This window comes from Nonomuraea basaltis (assembly GCF_005893125.1).
Lineage (GTDB): Bacteria > Actinomycetota > Actinomycetes > Streptosporangiales > Streptosporangiaceae > Nonomuraea > Nonomuraea basaltis.
The window spans coordinates 1-25,595 of sequence record NZ_VCJS01000183.1; the positions used below are offsets into that span (position 1 = coordinate 1).

At 71.5% G+C, this 25,595-nt stretch carries 22 protein-coding genes; 16 read left to right on the top strand and 6 right to left on the bottom strand.

What is annotated here, in order from left to right; all coding sequences use genetic code 11:
- Positions 1–9: 9 nt before the first annotated feature.
- Entirely contained in the window at positions 10–678 is a 669-nt protein-coding gene (locus EJK15_RS50975; RefSeq protein ID WP_240777736.1) for a DUF4328 domain-containing protein, read from the bottom strand.
- A 67-nt stretch (positions 679–745) separates the two neighbouring features.
- The gene (locus EJK15_RS50980; RefSeq protein ID WP_138717701.1) at positions 746–1,396 is read right to left on the bottom strand and encodes a response regulator transcription factor; all 651 of its coding nucleotides are present in this window, start codon (positions 1,394–1,396) and stop codon (positions 746–748) included.
- Between the two features lie 90 nt (positions 1,397–1,486).
- Here EJK15_RS50980 and EJK15_RS50985 point away from each other — a divergent pair, with 90 nt between their 5' ends.
- Both EJK15_RS50985 and EJK15_RS50990 read left to right on the top strand, forming a co-directional pair.
- Entirely contained in the window at positions 1,487–2,164 is a 678-nt protein-coding gene (locus EJK15_RS50985) for an ABC transporter ATP-binding protein (protein WP_138717702.1), read from the top strand.
- 55 nt (positions 2,165–2,219) lie between these two features.
- The gene (locus EJK15_RS50990; RefSeq protein ID WP_138717703.1) at positions 2,220–4,154 is read left to right on the top strand and encodes an FtsX-like permease family protein; all 1,935 of its coding nucleotides are present in this window, start codon (positions 2,220–2,222) and stop codon (positions 4,152–4,154) included.
- On the opposite strand, the gene EJK15_RS50995 is transcribed toward EJK15_RS50990, so the two are convergent.
- The gene (locus EJK15_RS50995; protein ID WP_138717704.1) at positions 4,155–5,156 is read right to left on the bottom strand and encodes an LLM class F420-dependent oxidoreductase; all 1,002 of its coding nucleotides are present in this window, start codon (positions 5,154–5,156) and stop codon (positions 4,155–4,157) included.
- 82 nt (positions 5,157–5,238) lie between these two features.
- On the opposite strand from EJK15_RS50995, the gene EJK15_RS51000 reads away from it, so the two are divergent.
- Positions 5,239–6,669 (top strand): sulfatase family protein, encoded by a 1,431-nt coding sequence (locus EJK15_RS51000; protein WP_240777737.1) that lies wholly within the window; start codon positions 5,239–5,241, stop codon positions 6,667–6,669.
- Here the strand turns inward: EJK15_RS51000 and EJK15_RS51005 are convergent.
- On the bottom strand, positions 6,663–7,364 hold the full coding sequence (locus EJK15_RS51005) for a FadR/GntR family transcriptional regulator (protein ID WP_171075013.1): 702 nt from the start codon (positions 7,362–7,364) through the stop codon (positions 6,663–6,665). The genes EJK15_RS51000 and EJK15_RS51005 overlap by 7 nt on opposite strands.
- Positions 7,365–7,450: 86 nt before the next feature.
- Here EJK15_RS51005 and EJK15_RS51010 point away from each other — a divergent pair, with 86 nt between their 5' ends.
- The 3 genes from EJK15_RS51010 to EJK15_RS51020 are packed head-to-tail and all read left to right on the top strand — an operon-like array spanning position 7,451 to position 10,145.
- A complete protein-coding gene (locus EJK15_RS51010) occupies positions 7,451–8,182 on the top strand; it encodes a (Fe-S)-binding protein (RefSeq protein WP_138717707.1) in 732 nt (243 codons plus the stop codon).
- Positions 8,179–9,603 (top strand): lactate utilization protein B, encoded by a 1,425-nt coding sequence (locus EJK15_RS51015; protein ID WP_138717708.1) that lies wholly within the window; start codon positions 8,179–8,181, stop codon positions 9,601–9,603. The genes EJK15_RS51010 and EJK15_RS51015 overlap by 4 nt, the downstream gene beginning before the upstream one ends.
- Positions 9,600–10,145: a LutC/YkgG family protein gene (locus EJK15_RS51020; RefSeq protein WP_138717709.1), complete on the top strand. Its 546-nt coding sequence runs from the start codon at positions 9,600–9,602 to the stop codon at positions 10,143–10,145. The genes EJK15_RS51015 and EJK15_RS51020 overlap by 4 nt, the downstream gene beginning before the upstream one ends.
- On the opposite strand, the gene EJK15_RS51025 is transcribed toward EJK15_RS51020, so the two are convergent.
- On the bottom strand, positions 10,135–11,154 hold the full coding sequence (locus EJK15_RS51025) for a baeRF2 domain-containing protein (RefSeq protein WP_138717710.1): 1,020 nt from the start codon (positions 11,152–11,154) through the stop codon (positions 10,135–10,137). The genes EJK15_RS51020 and EJK15_RS51025 overlap by 11 nt on opposite strands.
- A gap of 3 nt (positions 11,155–11,157) precedes the next feature.
- Positions 11,158–11,565: a DUF2795 domain-containing protein gene (locus EJK15_RS51030; RefSeq protein ID WP_138717711.1), complete on the bottom strand. Its 408-nt coding sequence runs from the start codon at positions 11,563–11,565 to the stop codon at positions 11,158–11,160.
- Between the two features lie 77 nt (positions 11,566–11,642).
- Here EJK15_RS51030 and EJK15_RS51035 point away from each other — a divergent pair, with 77 nt between their 5' ends.
- The 10 genes from EJK15_RS51035 to EJK15_RS51085 all read left to right on the top strand — a co-directional run.
- A complete protein-coding gene (locus EJK15_RS51035) occupies positions 11,643–12,722 on the top strand; it encodes a GNAT family N-acetyltransferase (protein ID WP_171075014.1) in 1,080 nt (359 codons plus the stop codon).
- A gap of 113 nt (positions 12,723–12,835) precedes the next feature.
- Positions 12,836–14,011, top strand: coding sequence for a bifunctional cobalt-precorrin-7 (C(5))-methyltransferase/cobalt-precorrin-6B (C(15))-methyltransferase (locus EJK15_RS51040; protein ID WP_138717713.1), 1,176 nt, complete (start codon positions 12,836–12,838; stop codon positions 14,009–14,011).
- 84 nt (positions 14,012–14,095) lie between these two features.
- Complete coding sequence (locus tag EJK15_RS51045; RefSeq protein WP_138717714.1) at positions 14,096–14,941, top strand: sirohydrochlorin chelatase; 846 nt, start codon at positions 14,096–14,098, stop codon at positions 14,939–14,941.
- Positions 14,942–14,982: 41 nt separating this feature from the next.
- A complete protein-coding gene (locus EJK15_RS51050) occupies positions 14,983–16,116 on the top strand; it encodes a nicotinate-nucleotide--dimethylbenzimidazole phosphoribosyltransferase (protein ID WP_138717715.1) in 1,134 nt (377 codons plus the stop codon).
- A 24-nt stretch (positions 16,117–16,140) separates the two neighbouring features.
- Positions 16,141–17,154, top strand: a complete 1,014-nt coding sequence (speB, locus tag EJK15_RS51055) for an agmatinase (RefSeq protein ID WP_138717716.1) — start codon at positions 16,141–16,143, stop codon at positions 17,152–17,154.
- 79 nt (positions 17,155–17,233) lie between these two features.
- A complete protein-coding gene (gene cobA, locus EJK15_RS51060) occupies positions 17,234–18,466 on the top strand; it encodes a uroporphyrinogen-III C-methyltransferase (protein WP_138717717.1) in 1,233 nt (410 codons plus the stop codon).
- Entirely contained in the window at positions 18,463–21,081 is a 2,619-nt protein-coding gene (locus EJK15_RS75405) for a dynamin family protein (protein ID WP_240777738.1), read from the top strand. Before cobA ends, EJK15_RS75405 begins: the two co-directional genes overlap by 4 nt.
- Positions 21,078–22,700: a GTP-binding protein gene (locus EJK15_RS51075; protein ID WP_138717718.1), complete on the top strand. Its 1,623-nt coding sequence runs from the start codon at positions 21,078–21,080 to the stop codon at positions 22,698–22,700. The genes EJK15_RS75405 and EJK15_RS51075 overlap by 4 nt, the downstream gene beginning before the upstream one ends.
- A 307-nt stretch (positions 22,701–23,007) precedes the next feature.
- Positions 23,008–23,655 (top strand): single-stranded DNA-binding protein, encoded by a 648-nt coding sequence (locus tag EJK15_RS51080; protein WP_138717719.1) that lies wholly within the window; start codon positions 23,008–23,010, stop codon positions 23,653–23,655.
- A 662-nt stretch (positions 23,656–24,317) separates the two neighbouring features.
- A partial coding sequence (locus EJK15_RS51085; RefSeq protein ID WP_138717720.1) for a GGDEF domain-containing protein occupies positions 24,318–25,595 on the top strand: 1,278 nt, incomplete at its 3' end.

Here is a 25,595-nt window from a genome sequence, read left to right on the forward strand (position 1 = left end):
TCGGCCGCGTTAGAGGTGGATAAGAGACAGGAATACGCGGAAGGTGGCGGAACGGATGGCGTTCGGGGAGCGGGACGCACGCTGCAGCCGGGTCAGCTCGCGTACGGTGCCTCCGCACAGCACGGCGGCCACCGCCGCGCACCCCAGCTCCAGCACCCCAACCCCCGTCAAGTCCCCGGCGGAGGAGTCGAGCGGCAGCCGGATCATGATCATCGCGAGCGTGGCCAGCCAGCTCAGCCACCACCCCGCCAGCAACGCCAGCCACCGCGCGCGCTGCCCCGCGGGCGGCCTGGCGCCGCGCCACACCTGGTCCACCAGCACCACGGGAGCCAGCAGGTTCACGCCCGGGATCAGCCAGGCGGCGGCCACGGGACCCGTCGGGGCCGAGCGGTCGTTGAGCTGCCTGGCCCGCACGAGCCAGGTCACGTAGGCCGCGCCTGCCGCGATCGTGGTGCCCGCCACCAGCATCATCAACACCGCGAACACCGTCACCGCGCCCACCACCGCCTCCGCGTCGGCCCCGTGCGGCCGGCCGCCGAACTCGGCGAGCTGGGCGGCGAGCCGGCGGCCACGGGCCTGTTCGAAGATCACGAGGGCGGCGAGGGAGAGGACCTGCGCGGCAAGCGTCACGTATACGGCAGAGGCTGCTCTGGTAGGCGGTGCCTGGGTGTAGCGCACGATGTTCTCCCCCCGGGCCATGCGCTGAGGTACTGATTCACTTGTATCCCGGGAGACCCTCTGTTAATCAGCTCATCACACCGGATTCCCACGCCCAAGCTGCGATTCCCGTCCGATTCCTGACGCCGAGTTTGGCCTGGATGCTGCCCAGATGCGTCTTCACCGTCGACAACGACACGAACAGCTCCGCGGCCACCTCCTGGTTGGTGCGCCCCCTGGCCACCAGGCGCACGACGTCCAGCTCGCGGTCGGTCAGCGGATCGTTCGCCGGGAGCGGGACCTGCCGCCGGGGCTGGGCCAGGTGCTGCAGCAGCCGTACGGTCACCGACGGCGACACCAGCGCGTCGCCCGCCGCGGCCGCCCTGACCGCCTCGATCAGCAGCGTGGGCCCGCTGTCCTTGAGCAGGAACCCGGTCGCGCCCAAGCGCAGCGCGCCGTAGACGTACTCGTCCAGGTCGAACGTCGTGACGATCACCACCCGCAGCGGGTCGTCCACGCCGGGACCGGCCAGGATCCGGGTCACCTCGATCCCGTCGAGCTTGGGCATCCTGATGTCGAGCAGGCACACGTCGGGCCTGAGCCGCCTGGCCTCGGCGACGGCCTCGGCCCCGTCGGCCACCGCCGCGACGACCTCCATGTCCGGTTGAGCATCCAAAATCATCTGGAAGCCGGTACGCACCAGTTGCTGGTCGTCGGCGATGAGAACCCGAATAGTCACGCCCCAACTCTAGAGATCGGCCGTTCGGCCGAGGCGGTTATGGACGGACGGCCGATCCCGGGCCCACCCCACCCGGGGAGGGTAGAGGCCATGAACGACGTGCTTGTTGGACGAGCCCTGAACAAGAGGTTCGGGCAGACGGTCGCCCTGGGCGGCGTGGACATCACGGTACGGGGCGGCGAAGCCGTGGCGATCATGGGGCCGAGCGGTTCCGGCAAGTCGACCCTGCTCCACTGCCTTGCCGGGATCATGAAGCCGGACGCGGGCGAGGTGCACCTGCTCGGGCAGCGCATCGACGCGATGGGCGAGCGGAAGCGCAGCGCGCTGCGCCGTACCCGCTTCGGCTTCGTCTTCCAGTTCGGGCAGCTCCTGCCCGAACTGCCCGCCGAGGAGAACGCGGCGCTCCCGCTCATGCTGGGCGGCGTGCCCAGGACACAGGCGGTACGGCAGGCGCGCGAGTGGTTCGCGCCGCTCGGCCTGCACGGGATGGAGACCAGGCGGCCGGGCGAGCTGTCGGGCGGGCAGGCGCAGCGGGTGGCCATCGCCAGGGCGTTGGTGACCAAGCCGGCCGTGGTGTTCGCCGACGAGCCCACCGGGGCGCTCGACCAGCAGACCGGGCAGGACACGATGCGGCTGCTGGTCGAGGCGACCAGGCACAACGACGCCTCGCTGATCGTGGTCACCCACGACCCGAACGTGGCCGCCTGGTGCGACCGCACGGTCGAGGTCCGCGACGGCCGGCTCCTCGCCACCGGGGTACGCGCATGAGCCGCGCCCCGCGCCTCAGCCGCGACCGGACGCGACCGGCGCCCGGGAGGACCGCGTGAACCTCGACCTGACCTGGCGGCTGCTCAAGGGCGGCGGCCGCAGGGGCCTGCTGGGCACCTGGCTCACGCTGGGCGCCGTCACCGTGTCCACCGCGCTGCTGCTGTTCGCCCTGGCCGCGAACTTCGCCTTCGACGCCAGGGCCGACCGCGGCGCCTGGCGCAACCCGGTTCCCGCCAAGGACGGCGCTGTGGCGATCGAGGCCTTGCGCTTCGACTACGTACGCGACCAGGCGATCACCGTCGTCGACCTGGCCGCGCTCAAGGACGGCGTCCCCGCGCCGCCCGGCCTGCCGCGCTTCCCCGAGCCGGGCGAGGTGTGGCTGTCGCCGGCCCTGGCCGAGCTGGCCGGGCGGCTCCCTGCCGATCAGCTCGCCAAGCGCTACCCGAACCCTGCGGGCGTGCTGGGCGACACAGGGCTGGTCCACCCGGATGAGCTGGTCGCGGTGGTCGGCCACAAGCCGGACGCGCCGGAGATGATCGACTCGCGGAGCGACGACTGGATCATCGCCAAGCCGCCCACCAAGGTGTCGAGCCTGGCGGGCACGCCGAGCGAGGACGCGGGCGCGTACAAGTCGCTGGCGCTGGTCGCGAGCGTGCTCATGGTGGTGCCGCTGCTGGTGTTCGGCGGCGCCGCGGCCCGGCTCACGGTGGCCAGGCGCGACCAGCGGCTGGCCACTCTCCGGCTGGTCGGCGCGACCCCTGGGCAGGTGGTGACGATGACCGTGGCCGAGGCGGTGATCATGGCGCTGGCCGGCGCCCTCGCGGGAGCCGTGGTCTTCGCGCTGGCCGTGCCGCTGCTGGCCGGCATCGAGATCCAAGGTGGCCCGTGGTTCGCTGGGGACCTGTTCCCGAGCGTGCCGGCGCTGGCCGCGGTGGTGGTCGCGGTGCCGCTGCTGGTGGGGCTGTCGGCGGTGGCCGGGCTGCAGCGGGTCGTGGTGAGCCCGCTGGGCGTGGCCAAGCGGCAGACGCCGCCCGCCATGCGGTTCGTCCGGGTGCTCGCCCTGCTCGCGGTGCTTGCCGCGTTCTCCGTGCTGAGCAAGAACAGCAGCGTCGTGGTCGTCGCCGTGGCGCTCGGCCTGGCGTTCCTGTGCCTCAACCTCGCCGGCCCGTGGGTGGTCGGTGTGATCGGCAGGATCACGGCGCGTAGCGCACGCGGTCCCGCCCGGCTGCTCGCGGGGCGCAGGCTGGTGGACGATCCGCGCTCGGCCTGGCGCACGGTGAGCGGCGTGGCCCTGACCGGCTTCGTGGCGGGCTTCCTCGGCCTGCTCAGCCCGGCCACCTTCACCGGGGACGCCGGGCCTGCCCAACTCGGCGTCACCGCGCCGGCCGGGCAGGTGGCGAAGGTGACCGAGCAGGCACGCGAGCGGCTGGCGGCCGCCAAGGTGACGGCCACCGTCAGGCGGTCGGAGAACGTCGTCGTCGCCGCCCTGGGCAGCTCGGCCGACGCCGCCACGATCGACCGGGCGCGCACCGCGCTCGCCGGGCTCGTGCCCGGCCGCACCCCCACGACGGCTGCGGACGACCAGGGCTTCGGCATCCAGCTCCTGGCCGACGTCCGCGTGGGCACGATCGTCGTGCTGTCGGTGTCGTTCCTGGTGGCCATCGCCAGCGCGGGCATCACGGCCGCGTCGTCGATCCTGGACCGGCGGCAGACGTACGGGCTGCTGCGGCTGGCCGGCACCCCTCTGGAGGTCCTGGACCGCGCCCGCCGCGCGGAGACACTCATCCCGCTGGCGGTGATGGGTGGCGGGGCGATCCTGGTGGGGGTGTTCTGCGGGCTGCCGTTCATGATCGGCGGGGTCAGCGCGGTCGGGCTGATCACGCTGGTGACCTGCGTCGTCGTCGGCTTCGCCGGGGTGATCGGCGCTGGGGCCCTGAGCAGGCCCCTGCTCCGGTCGGTCACCGCCGACCCGGCCCCGCGGCCCGATTGATCATCCCAGGACGAGGTCGCGGACCAGCTTCAGTGAGGGCTCGTCGCGCGGGCCCATGACCAGCAGGCTCGTGACCGGGCTCTTGTGCCAGAGCTCCAGGCGTTCCTTGATCCGCCCGGGCGGGCCGACGAGCGAGATGCCGTCGGCCAGCTCGTCCGGGATCGCCCGGAACGCCTCGTCCTTCCGCCCGGCCAGGTAGAGCGACTGGATGTGCGCGGCGGCCTCGGCGTACCCCATCCGGCCGATGATGTCGGCGTGGAAGTTGCGGTGCCGGGCGCCCATGCCGCCGATGTACAGCGTGAGCATCATCTTCACGCCGTCCAGTGCGGCCCGCACGTCGTCGGAGATCACCACCATCACCATGGCGGCCACGTCGAAGCCCTCGGGGGCGCCCGCGAGGGACTCGCCGTACATCTCCTCGATCTTGCTGGGGAACGCGAACAGCGGCAGCCAGCCCTGGCCTAGTTCGGCGGCCAGGGCGACGTTCTTCGGGCCCTCCGCCCCGAGATAGACGGGGATGTCCTGGCGGAGCGGATGTGTGATGAGCTTGAGTGGTTTGCCCAGGCCGCCCGGCAGCGGCAGCGGGTAGTGCGGGCCGTCGCTGGTGACGGGCTCCTCGCGGCGCCACACCTTGCGCATGATCTCGACGTACTCGCGCGTCCTGGCCAGCGGCTTGGCGAACGGCTGGCCGTACCAGCCCTCCACGACCTGCGGCCCCGAGGCGCCCACGCCGAGCAGCAGCCGGCCGCCGGTGAGATGGTCGAGGGTCATCGCGGTCATGGCGGTCGTGACAGGTGGTCTGGCCGAGATCTGCGCGATCGACGTGCCGAGCTTGATGCGGCTGGTACGCGCGCCGTACCAGGCCAGCGGCGTGAACACGTCGCTGCCGTACGCCTCCGCCGTCCACACCGAGTCGTAGCCGAGCCGCTCGGCCGCCAGTACCGATTCGGTCGCGTCGTCGGCGTTGCGCTGCCAGTAGCCCAAGTTGAGCCCGAGCTTCATGTGACACCTCCGGAATTAAGTTCTATTACGGCTCGGGCGGGCCGGGGTGTCAATGGAGGATCTTCCGGGGAAGTCACCCTCCGTGCTCAAAAGTCTCTGCCGCGTCGCCTGCCTGCTGCTTCTCCTGCTCCCGGCGGCCGAGCCCATGGCGGCCGTGAGCGCGTCCCGGCCGAACATCGTCCTCATCGTGGTCGACGACCTCGAGGCCGGTACGCTGCCGTACTTCCCGAACATCACGCGGCATCTCGTCCGCGAGGGAGCCTCGTTCGACCGGTTCTTCGTGACGAACTCGTGGTGCTGCCCGTCCAGGGCGTCGATCCTGCGCTCCCAGTACGTCCACAGCCACGGCGTGCTGACCAACACCGCCCCGGAAGGCGGATTCGACCGCTTCCACGCCCAGGATCTGGAACGTTCCACGCTCGGGACCTGGATGCAGGGGGCCGGATACCGCACGGCGCTGATGGGCAAGTACCTCAACCACTACCCGGGCGGCACCGCCCAGGAGACGCACGTGCCGCCCGGCTGGGACGAATGGGCCGTGCCGGTGCGCGACCTCTACGAGGAGTACGGCTACCGGCTCAACGAGAACGGCAGCCCGTCCGACTACGGCTGGTCCGAGGAGGACTACCTGTCCGACGTGCTGGCCCGCAAGAGCCGCGACTTCATCACCGGGTCGACGGAGCCGTTCTTCCTCTATCTGGCGCCGATCGCGCCGCACAACCCGGCCAACCCGGCCCTGCGGCACACGGCCGCGTTCCCGCTGGCCATGGCGCCGCGGACGCCGTCGTTCAACCAGGCGGACGTGAGCCTGGAGCCGCTCTGGCTGCGCACCCGGCCCCCGCTCTCCCCGCTGCAAGTGGCCAGGGTGGACGAGCACTACCGCGCCAGGCTGCGGGCCATGCTCGGCGTGGACGACCTGGTCGGCACCGTGGTCGAAACGCTGCGGGAGACGGGCCGGCTCGACGACACGTACCTCATCTTCACCTCGGACAACGGCTTCCACCTCGGCACGCACCGGCTCGCGCAGGGCAAGACCACCCCGTACGAGGAGGCGATCAAGGTCCCGTTCGTGGCCCGCGGCCCCGGCGTCAAGCCGGGCTCCACGATCGCTCACATGGGCGTCACGGTGGACCTCGCGGTCACGGTCGCCGAACTGGGCGGGACCACGCCGCCGGCCTTCGCCGAGGGACGGTCGCTGGTGCCGCTCCTGGAGGGCCGGCCGCCGGAGCGGTGGCGCCACAACGTGCTGATCGAGTTCGCCAGACCGGCCAACCGGGCGTCGGCCCGGCAGACACCCGTGCCTGCCTACCAGGCGCTACGGACGGACAAATACACCTATGTTCGGTACGACACGGGGGAGCGGCAGCTGTACGACCTCCAGACGGATCCGTACCAGCTGCGCAACCTGGCATGGAGCGCCGATCCGGCCCTGCTGGCCAATCTGGACGAGCGGCTGGCCGGCATGGTGAGCTGCTCGGGCGCCGGCTGCCGGGAGGCCGATGCCCGTCAATGAGGAAACAGCGCGGGATACGCGTGCGCCAGGTGCTCGGAGACGGCCTGAGCGGCTTCGCCCGCCTCGCCCCGGTCGATGGCCTCCAGGATGCGTACGTGGTCGGCGCGCAGGATCGACGTGTCGCCCAGGCGTTGCACCGCTTCGACCGAGTACCTCCGCATCGAGTCGCGTAGCGACCGCATGATGGCGGCGATGAGCCGGTTGCCCGACACGTCCGCGATCGCGCAGTGGAAGGCCGTGTCGTGCTCCACGAACTCCTCGGCCGACCCCGCCGCGTCCATCCCGGCGAGGGCGGCGGCGAGGGCGGAGGTGTCGGCGCGCCCGGCGGCCGCGTGTGAGGCGGCCCACTGCTCGATCATGTGCCGGGCGTCGATGACCTCGCGCATCTCCAGGGTGGCCAGGCCGAGATGGAGCCGGAGCAGGTCCGTCAGCGCCGAGTCCGGGCGCGAGGTGAGCACGGCCCCCGCGTCCGGCCCCCGGCCCACCTGCGAGGAGACCACACCGAGCGTCTCCAGCACGCGCATGGCCTCGCGTACCGAGGACCGGCTGACGCCGAGCTGCTCGGCGAGCTGGCGTTCGGCGGGCAGCCGGTCGCCCACGGTGAGGCCGTCCTCGGCGATGCGCCGCTCGATCTGGGCGAGCACGTCCTCAAAGGTCCGCGTTCGCTTGACGGGACGCCAGCCGGTGCCGTCCAACGAAGCCTCCTGATGCTGGCCGGAGAGGATGTGATTCGATATGGTCTGACCATACTGTGGTCGGACCATACTTTGGAAGGAGAGTCGTGCGAATCGCCCTGTTCATCACGTGCGTGAACGACACGCTCTTCCCCGGCACCGGCAAGGCCGTCGTGTCGCTGCTGCGCAGGCTCGGCTGCGACGTCGACTTCCCCGCGGCCCAGACGTGCTGCGGGCAGATGCACGTCAACACCGGTTACCGGGAGGAGGGCGTGCGGCTGGCCCGGCACTTCACCGAGGTGTTCGCCGGGTACGACGCCATCGTCGCGCCGTCGGGGTCGTGCGCGGCCATGGTGCGCGAGCAGTACCCGAAGCTGGCCAAGCCGGGCAGCAGGGGAGCGGCGGCGATCGCCGAGGTCGTGCCGAAGGTGTACGAGCTGTCCGAGTTCCTGATCGACGTCCTGAAAACCGAGGACGTCGGCGCATATTTCCCGCACCGGGTGACATATCACCCGACGTGCCACTCGCTCCGCGGCCTCCGCCTGGCCGACCGGCCCACGAGGCTCCTCCAGCACGTCCGGGGCCTGGAACTGGTGCCGCTGCCGGGCGCCGAGGAGTGCTGCGGCTTCGGCGGCACGTTCGCGGTCAAGAACCCGGCCGTGTCCGCGGCCATGGGCGCGGACAAGACCCGCAGCATCCTGGACACGGGCGCCGAGGTGCTCTGCGCGGCGGACAACTCGTGCCTGATGCACATCGGCGGCACGCTGAGCCGCCAGAAGACCGGCGTCAGGACGATGCATCTGGCCGAGATCCTGGCATCCACGGAGGAGGCCCAATGAGCGCGACGTTCCTCGGCATGCCCGGAAATTTCCCAGAAAACGCTGAGAAGGCCGTACAAAACTCGCAGCTCCGCTACAACCTCCGCAAAGCCACGCACACCATCCGCGGCAAGCGGGCCAGTGTCGTCGGCGAGCTGCCCGACTGGGAAGAGCTCCGCGCGGCCGGCAAGGCCATCAAGGACCACACGCTCCACAACCTCGACCGCTATCTGGTCCAGCTCGAAGCGGCGGTGACCAGGGCGGGCGGCACGGTCCACTGGGCCAGGGACGCCGCCGAGGCCAACGGCATCGTGGCCGGCCTGGTCAAGGCCACCGGCGAGACCGAGGTGGTCAAGGTCAAGTCCATGGCCACCCAGGAGATCGAGCTCAACCAGGCGCTCGCCGAGCAGGGCATCACCGCGTACGAGACCGACCTGGCCGAGCTGATCGTCCAGCTCGGCGACGACTTCCCCAGCCACATCCTGGTCCCCGCGATCCACCGCAACCGGTCGGAGATCCGCGAGATCTTCCTCGACAAGATGCCCAAGGTCCCGGAGAACCTGACCGACGACCCGCCCGCCCTCGCCGAGGCCGCCCGGCTCCACCTGCGCGAACGCTTCCTCAAGAGCAAGGTCGCGATCTCCGGCGCCAACTTCATGGTCGCCGAGACCGGCACGCTGGTCGTGCTGGAGTCCGAGGGCAACGGCCGCATGTGCCTGACCCTCCCGCAGACACTCATCAGCGTGGTCGGGATCGAGAAGCTCCTGCCCTCCTGGCGGGACCTGGAGGTGTTCCTCCAGCTCCTGCCCAGAAGCTCCACGGGCGAGCGGATGAATCCCTATACGAGCATGTGGACCGGCGCCGTCGAGGGCCAGGACTTCCATCTGGTGCTGCTCGACAACGGCCGCACCGGCGTGCTCGCCGACGAGGTCGGCCGTCAGGCGCTGCGCTGCATCCGCTGCTCGGCCTGCCTGAACGTGTGCCCGGTCTACGAGCGCGCGGGCGGCCACGCGTACGGGTCGGTCTATCCGGGCCCGATCGGCGCGATCCTCACCCCGCAGCTGCGGGGGATGTCCTCGGACCTGGACGCCTCGCTGCCGTTCGCCTCCAGCCTGTGCGGCGCCTGCTACGACGTCTGCCCGGTCGCCATCGACATCCCGGAGGTACTGGTGGACCTGCGGGCGAAAGCCCCGCACGCGGCCGCGGAGCGGGCCGGCATGAAGGTCGCCGGCTGGATACTCAACGACCACGCCCGGCTGGCCAAGGCCCAGCGCGCGGCCACCCGGCTGCGCAAGCTGGTGCCGAAGCGGCTGCCCGGGCCGATGTCCGCGTGGACCGACACCAGGGACCTGCCCGAGATCCCGGAAGAATCCTTCAGAGACTGGTGGGAAGCGAACGCCAGTGAGGAGCGGCGAGCGACCGATGGGCAGGGAGCGGAATGAGCGCGCGTGACGAGATCCTCGCCAGGATCGGCAAGGCCGTCGCCGGCGCGGGCGACGTCGAGATCCCCCGCGATTACCGTACGACGCAGCAGGTGGAGGACCTGGTCGGGCTGTTCGCCGAGCGCGTGGACGACTACCGCGCGATCGTTCACGTGCTCCCGGCCGCCGAGGTGCCCGCCAAGATCGACGAACTCGTCGCCGGCCGCCGCATGATCCGGCCCGACGGCGACGGATGGGACGATCTGAACACCGCCGACGGCGTGATCACCGGCTGCGCCGTGGCCATCGCGGAGACCGGCACGATCGTCCTCGACCACGGCCCCGGCCAGGGCACCAGGGCGCAGACGCTGGTCCCCGACTACCACCTCTGCGTGGTCAGGGCGGACCAGGTCGTCTCCTGCGTCCCGGAGGCGATCGCCAGACTGGACCCGTCGCGCCCGCTCACCTGGATCAGCGGCCCGTCGGCCACCAGCGACATCGAGCTGAACCGGGTCGAGGGCGTGCACGGACCCAGAACGCTCGAAGTGATCATCAGTACCTGAGGACGGCCGCCACGTCCTTGACGGCGCTGGTGAACCACAGCTCCGCGTCCGTCATCGCGGCCGCTCTGGCCAGCGCGGAGTCGGAGCGGTCCTGAACCGGCTCGTCCACACCCCACCGGCGCAGCTCGGCCGGGTCGGTGGCGAGCTGCGTGCCGCCCTCGCCGGTCCAGACCGGTTTCGGCAGCTCGCCGGGCGACAGCACCGCGTGCACCCGGCCCTCCCGCAGGGCGTGGGCGACGCGGGCCATGCCGACCGGCCCCGCCGCCTCCTGGTGGCGTTCGAGCAGCTCGGCGCGCCTGCGGTCGAGCCAGTCGTCGAGGGCCCTCTCCACGTCCTCCTCGAACTGGCCGTGGTTGGAGCGGCTGCCGTGCTCGACCATCATCACCCGGTCCGCGGACTTGGTGCTGAGATGGTGCAGCAGGTACGAGCGGGACTTCGGCTCGCCGGCCACGATGATCAGCTCCGCGCCGATGCGGCGTACCTGCTCGTCGATCTCGTGCGCGACGGCCACCGCGTTCTTCTCCCACGTCTCGTCGACCGCCCGCTCGTAGCGCTTCTGCGACCAGCCGCCCTGCGCGGTCTTCTGCAGCGGCCACTCCGCGGCCTCCACGGCGACCCTGCGCGGCGCCCCGCCCCCGAACGCGGTCAGCTCCGCCCCCGCGTGGTCGACGATGACCCGGACGTGCGGCACGTTCTCGCCGCGCTGCATGAGCATGGGCGTCACGTGCGGCAGCGGCGACCAGGTGGCCAGCTCGTCCGGCGCCCGCGCGAGCGACTCGGCCAGCACCACCTCACCGTGCGTGGCGAACAGCGCCCGCCCGGCGGCGGCCCGCTCGGCCTCCTCCTCCAGCGCGTCCAGCGTCGCGGGGTCGGCCCCGTCGAGCCGGAGGAGCCGGTCGCGCATGCTACGCCAGTGCGCCTTCCGCTCGGGCCTGGTGAGCGCCCCCAGGTACACCGACGCGTACGGACCACGTCGCTCGTACAGCGGCCGGATGAAGTCGAGCCGCACCAGTCACCACCTCCGCCTCTCCACGCCGATGCCGAGAGCCTTGGCGATATCCGCCATGTTGGAATAGCTGCGCTCTGGGAGGGAATCGACCATGTCGATCACCCGATCGGGTGCGCCCTCGCTGCGCGCCCGCTCCAGGAGCTCGCCCTTGGACACCGGCCAATGGGTGTCGCTCAGCCATTTGGCCAGGTCGCTGCGCACGTCGGCGTCCTGCTGCGTCATGCCCTCCGGGACACCGGGCTCATGACCGGGCGGGTACGACTGCTTGGACTCCTCGCCGGCCGCGGGCATGGCCTCGGGCTCCTTCCATTCCTCGGCGTGCGTCGTGCCCCCGCCGCGGACCATGCCCTCGGTCTCGTGCTTCTGCTGATCGTCCAGGCGCGGGCCGTGCTTGTCGCTCCCACGTTCCATAGTTCCCTCACTCCTCTCAATTGCGCCCCTACCCCCGCTTTCGTGGGCAAACATCGCGGCTGTGTAGCCTGCCCAGCGTGTTCGATCCCGACGTGAGCATCGCCACAGCCCGCCTGACGCTGCGGCCGTTCGGCCCCCAGGACACCACCCGCGTCCGGTCCATCGTGGAATCCGGCGTCCGCTTCCTCCCGCCCGGCGCCCCCGCACACGTGTCCGGCATCGCCCAGTGGCTCGCGAACGGCGTGCACGAGCTGCGCAGGTCCGGGCAGGGCCTGCACCTGGCCATGACGGACGTCGACGGCGTCATCGTGGGCGCGATCAGCCTGTTCAAGACCTCGTGGAGCGCGGGCACGGCCGAGGTCGGGTACGGCGTCCACCCCCTCTATCGGGGCCGCGGCCTCGCCACCGAGGCCCTGCGCGGGCTGGTCGGCTGGACGTTCGAGACCACCGAGCTGCGCAGGATCGACCTGACCGCCAACCTGGACAACGCCGCCTCGCTCCGCGTCGCCCAGAAAGCGGGCTTCAGCTGGGAAGGCGTGCTGCGGGCCGCGGCCATGGAGGACGACGGGCCGCACGACCTCGTCGTGTTCGGCCTGCTCCGCGGCGACGGCCGCGCCCCGGCGAACATCCTGCCCAGGACGGAGCTGCGTACCCAGCGGCTCCTGCTACGGCCGCCCGTCCCCGCCGACGCGCCCGAGCTGGCCGCCTCCGCCGCGGACCCGTTCACGCAGGCCAGGACGAGCGTGCCGCGCGGCTACACCGAGGAGCACGCGCGGGCGTTCATCGAGGGCACGGAACGGACGAGGATCAGGGGCGCGGGCATCGGCTGGACGGCCGTAGAGCTAGAAACCGGACGGTTCGCCGTGAACGTGGACATCAGAGACGTCGACTGGAACAACCGGTCGGCCGAGGTCGGCTACATGACCGCCCCGTGGGTGCGCGGCCACGGCTACGCCGGCGAGGCCGTGCTGGCGGTCGCGCGCTGGCTGTTCGAGCGGCAGGGCTTCAACCGGCTCCAGCTCCGCACGGCCGTGGACAACCCGGAGTCCCAGCGGGTGGCCGAGAAGGCCGGCTTCGTCCGCGAGGGCGTCGGCCGCGCCTCCCTCGGCGGCGAGGATCTCGTCGTCTACAGCCTCATCCCGGCGGATCTCGCCTGAGTGGACCGCCCTCATCCCGTCCGACCTGGCCTGAGGGCACACCGGACTGTCCTTCGTACCCTTTGTGAAACCCCTCCGCACCCGTCACCCTTGAGTGAGGAGGGTGAGGCGCAATGATCACGGTTGTCGGCTGGGACGGATCCGAGCTCTCGGCCAAGGCGGTGGATCGGCTGCACGAGGCCCGGCTCGTCGTGGGGCCCGACGCCATTCTCGGGCAGCTCAAGCTCACCGCGTCGACCGCGGCCGACCGGACGCTGCTCGAGACCCTCGACGACCACCTCGAACACGGCGAGGGTCCTGCCGTCGTGGTCGCGGAGGGCGATCCCGGATTTTTCGGCGTCGTACGCACGCTGCGGGCACACGGCCTCAAACCGGACGTGCTGCCCGCCATGTCGCTGGTCACCCGCGCCTTCGCCTGTGCCGGGCTCAACTGGGAGGACGCACTGGTGGTCGCCCCGTCCGGCCCGCACCAGCTCAACCGCGCCGTGAACGCCTGCCGCGCCCACCCCAAGGTCGCGCTGCTCGTCGCGCCCGGCGTGGGCCCCGGGGACATCGCCAGGGAGCTGGCCCCCACCACGCCCCGCGCGCTCATCGTCTGCGAGGACCTCGGCGGGCCCGACGAGCGGGTCACGCACAGCCGCATGGGCGAGGCCACCACCCGCCCGTGGAAGGACCCCGACGTGGTCCTCATCATCGACCCGCTGCACCAGCCCAAGGAGAGCAGCTGGGTCGCCGGCGCGCAGCCGGGTCCCGCCGAGTGGGCGCTTCCGTTCCAGAGCAGGATCCCGGCGGAGGTGAGGGCGTTCATCCTGGCCAAGCTGGGTCCCCGGCTCGGCGACCTGGTGTGGGACGTGGGCGCCGGAGCCGGCGAGATCGCCGTCGAGTGCGCCAGGCTGGGCGCGGCCGTCATGGCCGTCGAACGCGAGGAGGAGGCCTGCGCCAAGCTGCGCGCCAACGTGCTGGCGCACGGCGTCAAGGTGGCTCTGACCAGGGGGCAGGCGCCGCCGGCGCTGGAGCCGCTGCCCGACCCCGACGCCGTGTTCGTGGGCGGCGGCGGCCCCGACGTGGTCGTCGCCTGCGCCGCCCGCGGCCCGCGCTCGCTGGTGTGCGCGCTCAACAAGGTCGAGCAGGTCTCGGCCGTGCTGGAGCGGCTGCGCGAGCAGGGCTACCGCGGCGAGGGCACCCAGATCCTGGCCTCGAAGCTGATCGTCAACCCCGACGGCTCGCACCGGCTGAGCGCCTCTGACCCGGTCTTCGTGGTGCACGCGACACCTGCGCACACAGCGTGACCTGTCCCCTACCGGTGCGCATCGGTTATCCTCGCGTGACTTTGTCCACCGCACCGTCCACCCTGCACCGGAGATTCCCACACGATGAAGCCGCCGCTCCTGCTGATCGGGCAGGGCTCGCACGATGACGCCTACGCCGCGGAATTCGGCAGGTTCGTACACAGGCTCCGCTGCCGCCTCGACCAGACGGGCGCCGACGTCTCCGGGGGCTACCTTGAGCGGGCCACGCCACGGCTCAGCGAGTCCGTGGCCTCCCTGGTCGCCAGGGGACACCACCGCCTGGTGGCGCTGCCGCTGAGCCTCAGCAGGGTGAGCGACGACTTCGGCGCCGCCATGGAGCTGGAGCAGAAGCGGCACCCGACCCTCATGTACGACTACGGCCGCCCCCTCGGGCCCGACCCGCGGGTGCTCAAGCTGCTGGCCGAGCGGCTCAACGAGGCCGCCGCCGACATCACCAAACCACGCCCGCTGGAGCTCGTGGGCGCCCGGCCCCGGCTGCGCGCCGTCGACGCCCCGCCGACCGACGACTTCCTCGGGCACGTGGAGCCGGGCGAGACCGCGGTCGTCCTGGTGGGCGAGGGCTCGACGGACGCGACGGCGAACGCCGAGATCCACCGGGTGTCCCGGCTGTTCTGGGAGACGCACGCCTACGACTTCATGACCGTCGAGACCGCGTTCGTGTCGGTCACCCCTCCCGGCGTGCCCGGCGGGCTCGAACGCTGCCGCCGCCTGGGGGCCAAGCGCGTGATCGTGGTGCCCTACCTGCTGTTCGCGGGCGGCATGCTGGAGCGCGTGTGGGCGCAGGCGCTGGCGTACGGCGCAGGCCACCCCGATCTCGACATCCGCTGCGCCGAGGTGATCGGCGACTGCGAGACCCTGGCCGACGTCGTGATCGACCGATACGAGGAAGCGCTCCAACTCGTCCCGTAACAGCGGCCTTTCGAGAGAAGGCCCTTCTGTGGAGGTACGCCGTGCTCGCTGAGACGCTCGCCGCGATCCGCCCCGCCGACCTGACGGCGCTCGCCGAGGCCCGCGCCTACCAGGACCGCCTCACCAAGCCCCGGGGCTCGCTCGGGGCGCTGGAGGACCTCGCGATCCGCCTCGCGGGCGCGGCCGGCGTCTCCCCTCCGCCCATGCCGGCCCCCGCCGCGCTGGCCATCTTCGCGGCCGACCACGGCGTGCACGCCCGCGGCGTCACCCCGTGGCCGCAGGAGGTCACCGTGCAGATGGTGGCCAACTTCCTGTCCGGTGGTGCGGTCGCCAACGCCTTCGCCGCCCAGGCCGGCGTGTCCGTGACCGTGGTGGACGTCGGCGTCGCCGCCGACCTGCCCGACGCGCCCAACCTCGTCAAACACAAGATCGGGTACGGCACCGCAGACCTCTCGCGGGGCCCGGCGATGACCGTCGACCAGGCGGTCAGAGCGCTGGAGGCCGGGATCACGGTCGCCCGCGACCTGGTGGCCTCGGGTGCCCGCTGCCTGATCACCGGCGACATGGGCATCGCCAACACCACCGCCTCCGCCGCCCTCATCTCCGTCTTCACCGGCAAGGACGCGGCCGAGGTGACCGGCAGGGGCACGGGGATCGACGACGAGACGTACGAGCACAAGGTGGACATCGTCCGCGAATCCCTGCAGACGAACGGGTTGACGGGCGACACGGCGGGGCCTTCGGGCGAGTCCGGGCACGGCTCGGACGGGCTCCAGTCCGCTCCCGTCGTGTACCGGCAGCCGAGCGAGGCGCTGCGGGCGCTGGCCGCCGTCGGCGGGTTCGAGCACGCCGCCATCGCGGGCTTCGTCCTGGGAGGGGCGGCGGCCCGTGTACCGGTGATCCTCGACGGCGTCATCGCCGGCGCCGCCGCCCTCGTGGCCGCCGCGCTGGACCCGGCCGCGCCCGACCACTGCGTCGCCGGACACCGCTCGGCCGAGCCCGGCCATGCCGCCGCGCTCGCCCACCTCGGGTTGCGCCCCCTGGTGGACCTGGAACTGCGGCTCGGCGAGGGCACCGGCGGCCTGCTCGCCCACCCGATGGTGTGCGCGGCAGTACGGGTGATGCACGACGTGGCCACCTTCGACTCGGCGGGAGTGACCGAGAAACCCGTGTGATGATGGGGCCACCGGAGGTGAGCTGTGTCCCGTTATGGCCCGATGTACGGCCCGGACATCACGTTCTTGGGCGTGGACCGTTGCGACGTCAACGACCCGGCGAGCTACGAGGACGCCGACGTGGTGATCATCGGCGCCCCGTTCGACGGCGGCACCACCAACCGCCCCGGGGCCAGATTCGGGCCGATGGCGCTGCGCCAGGCCTGCTACCTGCCGCACGACGGCTCCAGGCCGAGCCTGGCGCTGCGCGTCGACGCCCTGAAGGACCTGCGGGTGCTCGACGCCGGTGATGTCGAGTGCTATTCGGGCGATGTCGAGGGCGCTCTGACCGCGATCGAGGACGCGGTGCACCGCGTGGCCGCCTCCGGCGCGATCCCGCTGGTGCTCGGCGGCGACCACACCGTCGCGCTGCCGGACGCCCGCGGCACCGCCAGGGCGTACGCGGCGGGCCGTACCTCAATGATCCACTTCGACGCGCACGCCGACACCGGGGACATCGCGTTCGGCCACCTCTACGGCCACGGCCAGCCGATGCGGCGGCTCATCGAGTCCGGCGCCATCCGCGGCGACCGGTTCCTGCAGATCGGGCTGCGCGGCTACTGGCCCGAGCCGGAGACGCTCGCCTGGATGGCCGCCAGGAACATGCGTTCGTACGAGATGACCGAGGTCGTGGCGCGCGGGCTCGACGAGTGCCTGACCGAGTCGTTCCAGATCGCGCTCGACGACTGCGACCAGATCTTCCTGTCCGTGGACATCGACGTCTGCGACCCCGGCCACGCTCCCGGCACCGGGACGCCCGAGCCCGGCGGGCTGACCGCCAGGCAACTGCTCGACGCCGTGCGCAGGATCTGCTACGAGCTGCCCGTGGCGGGGATGGAGGTGGTCGAGGTGGCGCCGCCGTACGACCACGCGGACATCACGGCGTACCTGGGGAACCGCGTTATCCTTGAGGCGCTGTCAGCGATGGCCAGACGCCGCAAGGACGAGCAGGGCGGGCCTCGCTGGGACCCCCGGCAGCCCCTTCTTGACGGACGTTGACCCGTGCGCAGCAAATGACGGATTAAGAGCCGGTAGGTTTACCTCCTAACACAACCTTCGCGAACGGGAGATTCCCCTCATGGGCCCCTACCTCCTCGGCCTGCGGCTTGCCGGCCGCCGGGTGCTCGTCGTGGGCGGCGGCCGCGTCGCGCAGCGGCGCGTTCCCGCGCTGATAGAGGCCGGTGCGGAGGTCACCATCGTGTCGCCGAGCGTGACCCCGGCCCTTGACGACCTCATCGCGGCGGGCCGGGTCACCTGGCACGCCCGGCCCTACGAGGTCGGCGACTGCGACGGCGCCTGGCTCGTCCAGGCCTGCACCGACCACAGGTCCGTCAACACCGCGATCGCCGCCGAGGCCGACGCCAAGCGCGTGTGGTGTGTGCGGGCCGACGACAAGGACGCCTCCGCCGCCTGGACGCCCGCCACGGGGCGGGTCGAGGAGATCAGCGTGGCCGTCACCGCGGGTGGCGACCCGCGCCGGGCCGCAGGCATCAGGGACGCGGTCGTCGAGGCGCTGCGCGACGGCACCGTCGACGCCCGGCGCAACCGTACGAAGCCGGTCGGCGTGGCCCTGGTCGGCGGCGGCCCCGGCGACCCCGGCCTGATCACGGTGCGCGGGCGGCAGCTCCTGGCACAGGCCGACGTGGTGGTGGCCGACCGGCTCGCGCCCCGCGCCCTGCTCGACGAGCTCGCGCCCGACGTCGAGCTGATCGACGCCGCCAAGGTCCCCTACGGCAGGGCGCTGTCCCAGGAGACGATCAACGAGCTGCTCGTGGACCGCGCCAGGCAGGGCAAGTTCGTGGTCAGGCTCAAGGGCGGCGACCCGTTCGTGTTCGGGCGCGGCGGCGAGGAGATGATCGCCTGCGCCCAGGCCGGCATCCCCGTGCTGGTCGTGCCCGGCATCACCAGCGCCGTCGCGGTGCCCGCGGTGGCCGGGGTGCCGGTGACGCATCGCGGGGTCAGCCAGGAGTTCCACGTGATCTCCGTGCACGTGGCGCCAGACGACCCCCAGTCGACCGTCGACTGGCCCGGCCTGGCCCGTTCCCAGGGCACGCTGGTGCTGATGATGGCCGTCGAACGGCTGGCGAAGGTGGCCGAGGCGCTCCTTCGCGACGGACGTTCCCCGGAGACTCCCGTAATGGTGGTACAGGACGGTACCCTTCCGACCCAGCGGGCGGTTATCGCTTCGCTTTCCACCGTGGCCGACCGCGTGTCCGCGGCTGGGATACGGCCGCCGGCGATCGTCATCGTCGGCGACGTCGTCAGGGTGGGCCAGGAGGTCGAGATGGTTCGAGCGGAGCGCTTGCCGTGAACACGGCCATGGATGACGGGCGGCACGAGTCACTGGGGGAGCAGACGTTGAGCTTCCGGCCGGTGCGGGACGACGACACCTTCGACGCCTTCGCCGCGGGTGGCACAGGCACCCCGAAGACCGCGCGCGGCGACGAGCCACGCGCGGCGGACGAGCGAGCCGGCGACCCGCGTACAGCGGACGGGCGAGCCGGCCCCGAGGCGCCGGCGGACGAGGAAGAGCCGGGTGCCGCCGGCGCGCCTTCAGAGGAGGAGCCCGCCGCCACCAATCGTTCCGAGCCCGGGAGGCCCGCCGAATCCGTGAACTTCTTCGCGCCCCGAAGGCCCGCCACCGGCTCCGGCCGCCCCGCCCCCGGGAAGCCGGTCGCTTCGGCGGCTGGGGCCGAGCCCGAGAAGCCGGTCGCTTCCGCGGGGCCGGCCGAGCCCGAGAAGCCGGGCGCCTCCGCAGGGCGGTCCGCGTCGGGGAAGCCGCCTGCCGAGCCCGCCGACCCGGCCGCGTCCGAACGCCCCTCCCTCTTCGTGAAGCCTGCCTCGCTCAGAGGGCCGGCCACCGTCGAGGCCCCTCCCGAGCAGGGGGAGCCCGCTGCGACGGACGAGGCGGCACCGGCACCGCCCGCCGAAGAGCCGGCCGCCGAGGAGCACGACCAGAGCCGGCCGAGCGACGATGAGTCAGACGTAGACCAGCCGCGAGCCGCCGACGAGCCGCCCGCAGGCGAGCCGGACGACGACGATTGGCCGTGGTCCGAGGACGAGCCGTCCGATGAGCAGCCGGCCCCCGCCGCCGGAGCACCTGACGACGTCTCATCCGAAGCGGCTGACGATGCCTCGGACGAGACGCCTGACGTTGAGCCGTCCGACGAGACGCCTGACGTAGAGCCGTCCGACGAGACTCCTGAGGAAGCTTCGGCCTCGGACGAGACCCCAGCCTCGGACGAGACCCCCGAGCCTGCCGCGGCGGGCGCCCGTACCGAGGAGTTGCCCGCAGAGACCGCCGAGGCGCTCATGGCGGCGCTGGACACGCTCCGGGGGAGCGTCGCCGACCTGCGGTTCGGGCTCGATCTGCCGGGCGCCGATGACGCCAGGCAGGCGCAGGCCGAGCTGCTGGCCCAGCTCGAGGACTACGTGCTCCCACGGGTCAGGACCAGCGCCGCGCCCGCCCTCATCGTGATCGCGGGCTCGACCGGCGCGGGCAAGTCCACCCTGGTCAACTCTCTCGCCGAGCGGAACGTCTCGCGTACCGGCATCCGCCGCCCGACCACCGGCACCCCCGTGCTGGTCTGCCACCCCGAGGACCGCAAATGGTTCGCGGAGGGAGAGCTGCTCCGCAACCTGGAGCGGCTCGAGAAGCCCTCGGCCGATACCGGGACGAACGGCATCGTCATCGTCGCGACCGAGAAGCTCCCGCAGGGCGTCGCGCTGCTCGACACCCCCGACATCGACTCGGTCATCGAGGAGCACCACGAGGTCGCGCACCGCATGCTCGACGCCGCCGACCTGTGGATCTTCGTGACCACGGCGGCCCGATACGCCGACGCCCCCGCCTGGAACCTGCTGAAGCTGGCCAAGGAACGCGCCGCCCGCCTCGCCATCGTGCTGTCGCGGGTGCAACCCAGATCCGCCGACGTGGTGCTGAAGCACTTCGTCCGCATGCTCACCGAATACGGCCTGGGCGAGATCGACAGGTTCGTCATCAACGAGTCGAAGGTCACCGACGGCAAGCTGCCCGACAGCGAGGTCACCGACCTGCGGATGTGGCTGGCCGAGCTTTCGGTCGACGAGGAACGGCGCGCGGAGGCCGTACGCGAGACACTCAACGGCGTGCTCAACAGCTTCCGCACCCGTGTGCCCGCGCTGGCCAAGCACCTGGAGGCGCAGGCCGCCTTCCGGGCCGAGCTGCGCAACGACGTGGAGGCGGCCTTCCTCAGCGCCCTCAGCGAGATCGACAAGGCGTCGAAGAACGGCTCGCTCCTCCACGGCGAGGTGCTGGCCCGCTGGCAGGACTTCGCCGGCTCCGGCGACCTCATGCGCTCCCTGCAGCTGCGCAAGCGCGGGCGGGCCGCCAATCAGGCGCCCGAGCGCATCATGGCGTTCAAGGCGGCGATCCGCACCGGCCTGGAGTCGGTGATCGTCGCCGCCGCCAACCGCGCCGCCGAGGAGGTGGCCGCCCGCTGGCGGCACCGCGCCGAGCTGGGCGCCAAGCTCGGCGAGGGTCTCGACAGGCCCTCCGACAACCTGATACGCCACACCAGCCGGGCCATCGCCTCCTGGCAGGAGCACTTGGGCGAGCTGGTACGCACCGAGGGCGTGGCCAAACGGTCGGTGTCGAAGCTCGTGTCGTTCGACCCCGACGCGCTCTCGCTGATCTTCACGGTCGCGATGTTCAGCGGGGGCAACGGCGAAGGGGTGCCGCACCGGTTGGTCAACGCCCTGCTCGGCGCGGAGTCGCTACGCGGCATCGGTGCCAAGGTGCTCAGTGACCTGCGGGCCAGGATCGGCATGCTGTTCGACGAGGAAGCCATGCGTTACGTGCAAGCGCTCGACTCCGCGGGCATTCCCGACGAGTCCGTCGCGACCCGCCTTTATCAGGCAACGTACAACCTCGAGGTCGCTCGATGACCACCATGACCACCAGGCCCGGGCTGGCTGCGCGGTTGACCGCGCTCACCAAGATAGTGGAGCTGGGCCCGGGACGGCTCGACAAGAAGCTGCTCAACGAGGCCAACGGGCTGCTGCAGCGGGCCGGAGACCGGCTCAAGCTGTCGTCCGAGCACACCGTCGTCGCCCTCGCGGGCGGCACCGGCAGCGGGAAGTCGTCGCTGTTCAACGCGATCTCCGGGCTCGAGCTGTCGCCCACCGGCGTACGCAGGCCGACCACGGCTCGCACGCACGCCTGCGTGTGGGGGCTGGAGGGCGCGGCGCCGCTGCTCGACTGGCTGCAGATCCAGTGGCGGCACCGCTTCTCCCGGGCCAGCGCGCTCGACAAGGGAGACAGCCAGCTCCACGGGCTCATCCTGCTCGACCTGCCCGACCACGACTCGATCAGGGCGCTCACCGACACCGAGGCTGACCGGCTCATCGGCCTGGCCGACCTGGTGGTGTGGGTGCTCGACCCGCAGAAGTACGCCGACGCCTCCACACACCGGCGCTACGTGACGGAGCTGGCGGGGCACGAGGCGGTGACCGTGTTCGCGCTCAACCAGGCTGACCGGCTCACCACCGAAGAGCTGGCCGAGCTGGTCATCGACCTCAACGACCTGTTGCGCCGCGAAGGCGTCGAGCATCCGAGCGTCGTCCCCACCTCGGCGGTCACCGGGCGCGGCATCGAGAGCCTCAAGAGCGTCATCGCGACCGCCGTCGCCCGTCGACGGGCCGCCATCCAGAAGCTGGAGGCCGACCTCCAGCGGGTGGAGCAGCGGATCGTCGAGGCCATGCCGCTGGGCGAGGCGCTGTCCGCGCCCTCCTCGGTGGACGAAGCCCGCAGGATGGGGCTGACCGACGCGCTGTGCGACGCGGTGGGCGTACCGGCCGTGGGCGAGGCCATGGAGAACGTCTACGCGGAGCGGTCCGGCCGGTGGGTCGGGTGGCCGTACCAGCGGTGGATCTCCAGGTTCGGCTCCGACCCGCTGAAGACTTTGCGCCTGGAGGACGTGGGCGACGAGATCCGCGGCATCACGACCGGCTCGGTGAGCGCGCAGTCGGCCGAGGTCGCGAACGCCGTGCACGCGCTGGCCGACGGGCTGTCCATGGGCATGCACCCGGTGTGGCGCACGGCCGTGCACCAGGCGGCCAGGTCCCGCGCGGGCCAGCTGCCGCAGGCGCTGACCGAGGACCTCACGGAAGTGGCGCCGCGGCTGGATCGGGTGCCCGGATGGTGGCGGCTGCTCAAGGTGTGGCAGTACTTCCTGGTGGCGGCGTTCCTGGCCGGCGCGGCCTGGCTGGCGGCCGGGTTGCTCACGCCGGGACAGCTGCCGCCGGCGCTGGAGCTGCTCGGCGACAGTGCGACGCTGCCGTGGGTGGTGCTGATGATGGCCTCGGTGCTGGGTCTGGGGGTGCTGTCGGGCATCGCGTCACGCAACTTCGTCGAGCTGGGCGCGTCGCGGGAGCGGGAGCGGCTGGAGCGCGAGATGCGGCGCCGGGTCGCCGCCGTGTCCACGACGATGGTCGTGGAACCCGTCGAACGCGAGCTGGCCCGCCACCACGCCTTCCACACGGCCCTGCGGGACTTGTCGGGCTGACGCCGGAGAGCTCAGCCAGGCTGAGGCACCGGAGAACCGAACTGCGGCAGCCCTGTCGCGCCGCCGCCAGGGCTGCCCCCAACCTCGGCTCGCCGCGAGAGCAGGGCCTGTCCTCAGCCTCGGCTCGCCGCGAGAGCAGGGCCTGTCCTCAGCCTCCGCTCGCTCCGAGACCAGGGCCTGTCCACAGCCTCCGCTCACCCTGACGCCTCCATCCACAGAATCCCGTTCCGCCGCCCGCGACCACGGCCTCCCACGGCACCGTATTCCCAGGTCGCGGGCAGCCGGCCCGCCGCATGGGAGGCACGGGATGAACGACATCTACATCACGCTCACCGGCAACGTCGCAGCAGAGCCCAGGCAATACACCTTCGAAGACGGCCTCAAGGTCACGTCGCTGAAGGTGCTCACCTCACACCGCTACTTCGACAAGAAGACGGGCCAGTGGACGGACGGCGACCGAGTCTGCTTCACCGTCCGCTGCTGGCGTGCCCTGGGAGACAACGTCGCCACCTCCGTACGGGCGGGGCAACCGGTGGTGGTGTCGGGCAAGTTGCGCATCCGCGAGTTCGGCGCGGAGGGCGACCGCCGTTTCATGCCCGAGATAGAGGCCAGTGCGGTCGGCCACGACCTCCGCTGGGGCACCGGCGTCTTCACCAAGCCGGAGCGGCGCGGCGGCACCGGCTCGATGAGCAAGGAGATGCGCGACCGCCTCGACGAGGAGACCCAGGACTGGGCCATGGGCTCACGAAACCTCCGGCCACTTGCCCGGCTGGATTCCGCGGCTGACGGCCACGCGGTGCGCGTCCTGGGCGCCGATCGCGACTCCGACACCGTACGGACCTTGGGCGCGGAGGGCGACACGGGACACCTGCCAGGCGACGAGCCAGAGCACACCGGGGACGAAGGCGACGAGGAGGCCGAGCCGCTGACGATGGAGGAACGAGCGGCGGCGTAGGCGCCACGCGAGCAGGGGCACCGGCCGCCGCATCCGGTGCCCCTGACCAAGCGACATTGCCGAGCCGGCCTACGGCGGGAACGACGATCCGGCCGGAGAGCAGCCGCCAAGTCCGGCACCCGGAACACAGGGGCGGTGAGCACGGAAGAGATGAGCGCCCGTCCACCGTCCCCAACAGGATGTTGCGCGTGTGAGCAACGGAACGAACGGCGGGAAGTAAGTCAGGCCATCAACGGGAGCAGCGGCAAGGGGAAGGCGGGAAGGCACGCAGAGAGGCGTTCAGCGTTGAGCGGTCTCGATGAGGAAGACGAGGGGGAGGTTGAGCAGTCTCGACGGGAGAAGGAGGGGGAGGTTGAGCGGTCTCGACTGTCTGCCGACGAGGGAGGAAGAGAAAGCGCACAGGGGTAACCGGAGAGGAGGGGGGAGGGGGCACCGGCCTGGCCCGTTGATCGCCCCGAGGGCGGCCGATGGTGTGTTGCCCGCATCACATCGCTAGAGCATCTGTCAGGTCCAGATCACGCCCCGCACCATGGCTGCTCCTTTCCAGCACGGCCCGCTCGCGGAGTGAGCAGGTGTGGTCTCTGCCAACGTATCGGTTCCCATCGCACGACGCACACTCCGCAATTATTGTGTTACACATCGTTAGTCAGGGAGGAGACGAGATGGCGGCGACCAGTCACGCCTCGATCAAGTCTCGCGACGGTGTGTCAACACTGGTCGGCCGCTGGCCGTTGCTCGGGCAACGCCGTCCGCTCGTGGTCTACTTGTGCGCGATTGTCGCTCTTGATCTCGTCGCGATCACGGTGTTCGCGTCATCCACCGAGTTCCGGTGGTCGGATGTGCTCACGTTCGCGGCCCTCATGGGATGCGGCGCGGTGTGCATCGAGGCCACCAGACGTCTGGGGATGCCCGCCGGAGTCTCGCGGGACCTGCTGTCGGCCTGGTGGTTGCCGGTGGCTCTGCTCTTGCCCCCGGTCTACGCGCTGTTCGCGCCCATCGTGCTGCAGGTCCTGCTGCAGGTGCGGGTCCGGGCGACGGTGCTCTACCGGCGGGTGTTCAGCTCGGCCGCCATCGGCCTGGCCGGGTGCACGGCGTCCGTCGTGTTCCACTGGCTCGTCGAGGATCCCTGGGTGCTGTCGCGGGGCAGCGGTCCGCCGATCATGTATGCGGTGGCGGCCGCGGTGCTGTTCTCCTTGCTGAACATCGCGCTCATCGCCATCGCCGCCCACACCGCCGACCCCGACATCACGTGGCGGGAGGTGCTGTGGGACAGGGAGAGCATGCTGCTGGACATCGTCGAGCTCTGCCTGGGCGTCACGGTCTCGATCGGCTGTGGCCTCAACCTGGCTCTGCTGCTGCTCACCCTGCCGCCGGTGGTGCTGCTGCAGCGCAGCCTCCTGCACGCCCAACTCCAGGCCGCGGCCCGTACCGACGCCAAGACCGGTCTGCTGAACGCCGCCGCCTGGCAGCGCGAGGCCGACACGGAGATAGTCCGCGCCCGCCGCACCGGCGACACCCTGGCCCTCCTGATCATTGACATCGACCACTTCAAACGCGTCAACGACGCCCACGGCCACCTGGTCGGCGATCAGGTCCTGGTGGGGGTGGCGGCCACGCTGCGCAGCCAGCTACGCGACTATGACGTGGTGGGGCGCTTCGGGGGTGAGGAGTTCGTCGTCCTGCTGCCCGGCGCCGACATCCACGAGGCCCGCCGGGTCGCCGAACGATTGCGTTCCCGCATCGGCCACATGGCCATCCCCGCCGACGACACCTTGATCAGGGTCACCATTTCGGCGGGTGTCGCGCTGATGAGCGTCCACGGCGACGACCTGATCGACCTGCTGGCCGCCGCCGACCTGGCGCTCTATCGGGCCAAGGAACTGGGACGCGACCGCGTCTGCATCCCGGCCGTCCAACCGCCCCCACGCTCCCTCCCCGAC

Coding starts and splice junctions, on each gene's coding strand:
- EJK15_RS50985 (WP_138717702.1), top strand. CDS start 1,487: ATGAACGACGTGCTTGTTGGACGAGCCCTGAACAAGAGGTTCGGGCAG.
- EJK15_RS50995 (WP_138717704.1), bottom strand. CDS start 5,156: ATGAAGCTCGGGCTCAACTTGGGCTACTGGCAGCGCAACGCCGACGAC.
- EJK15_RS51015 (WP_138717708.1), top strand. CDS start 8,179: ATGAGCGCGACGTTCCTCGGCATGCCCGGAAATTTCCCAGAAAACGCT.
- EJK15_RS51020 (WP_138717709.1), top strand. CDS start 9,600: ATGAGCGCGCGTGACGAGATCCTCGCCAGGATCGGCAAGGCCGTCGCC.
- EJK15_RS51030 (WP_138717711.1), bottom strand. CDS start 11,565: ATGGAACGTGGGAGCGACAAGCACGGCCCGCGCCTGGACGATCAGCAG.
- EJK15_RS51040 (WP_138717713.1), top strand. CDS start 12,836: ATGATCACGGTTGTCGGCTGGGACGGATCCGAGCTCTCGGCCAAGGCG.
- EJK15_RS51045 (WP_138717714.1), top strand. CDS start 14,096: ATGAAGCCGCCGCTCCTGCTGATCGGGCAGGGCTCGCACGATGACGCC.
- cobA (WP_138717717.1), top strand. CDS start 17,234: ATGGGCCCCTACCTCCTCGGCCTGCGGCTTGCCGGCCGCCGGGTGCTC.
- EJK15_RS51075 (WP_138717718.1), top strand. CDS start 21,078: ATGACCACCATGACCACCAGGCCCGGGCTGGCTGCGCGGTTGACCGCG.
- EJK15_RS51080 (WP_138717719.1), top strand. CDS start 23,008: ATGAACGACATCTACATCACGCTCACCGGCAACGTCGCAGCAGAGCCC.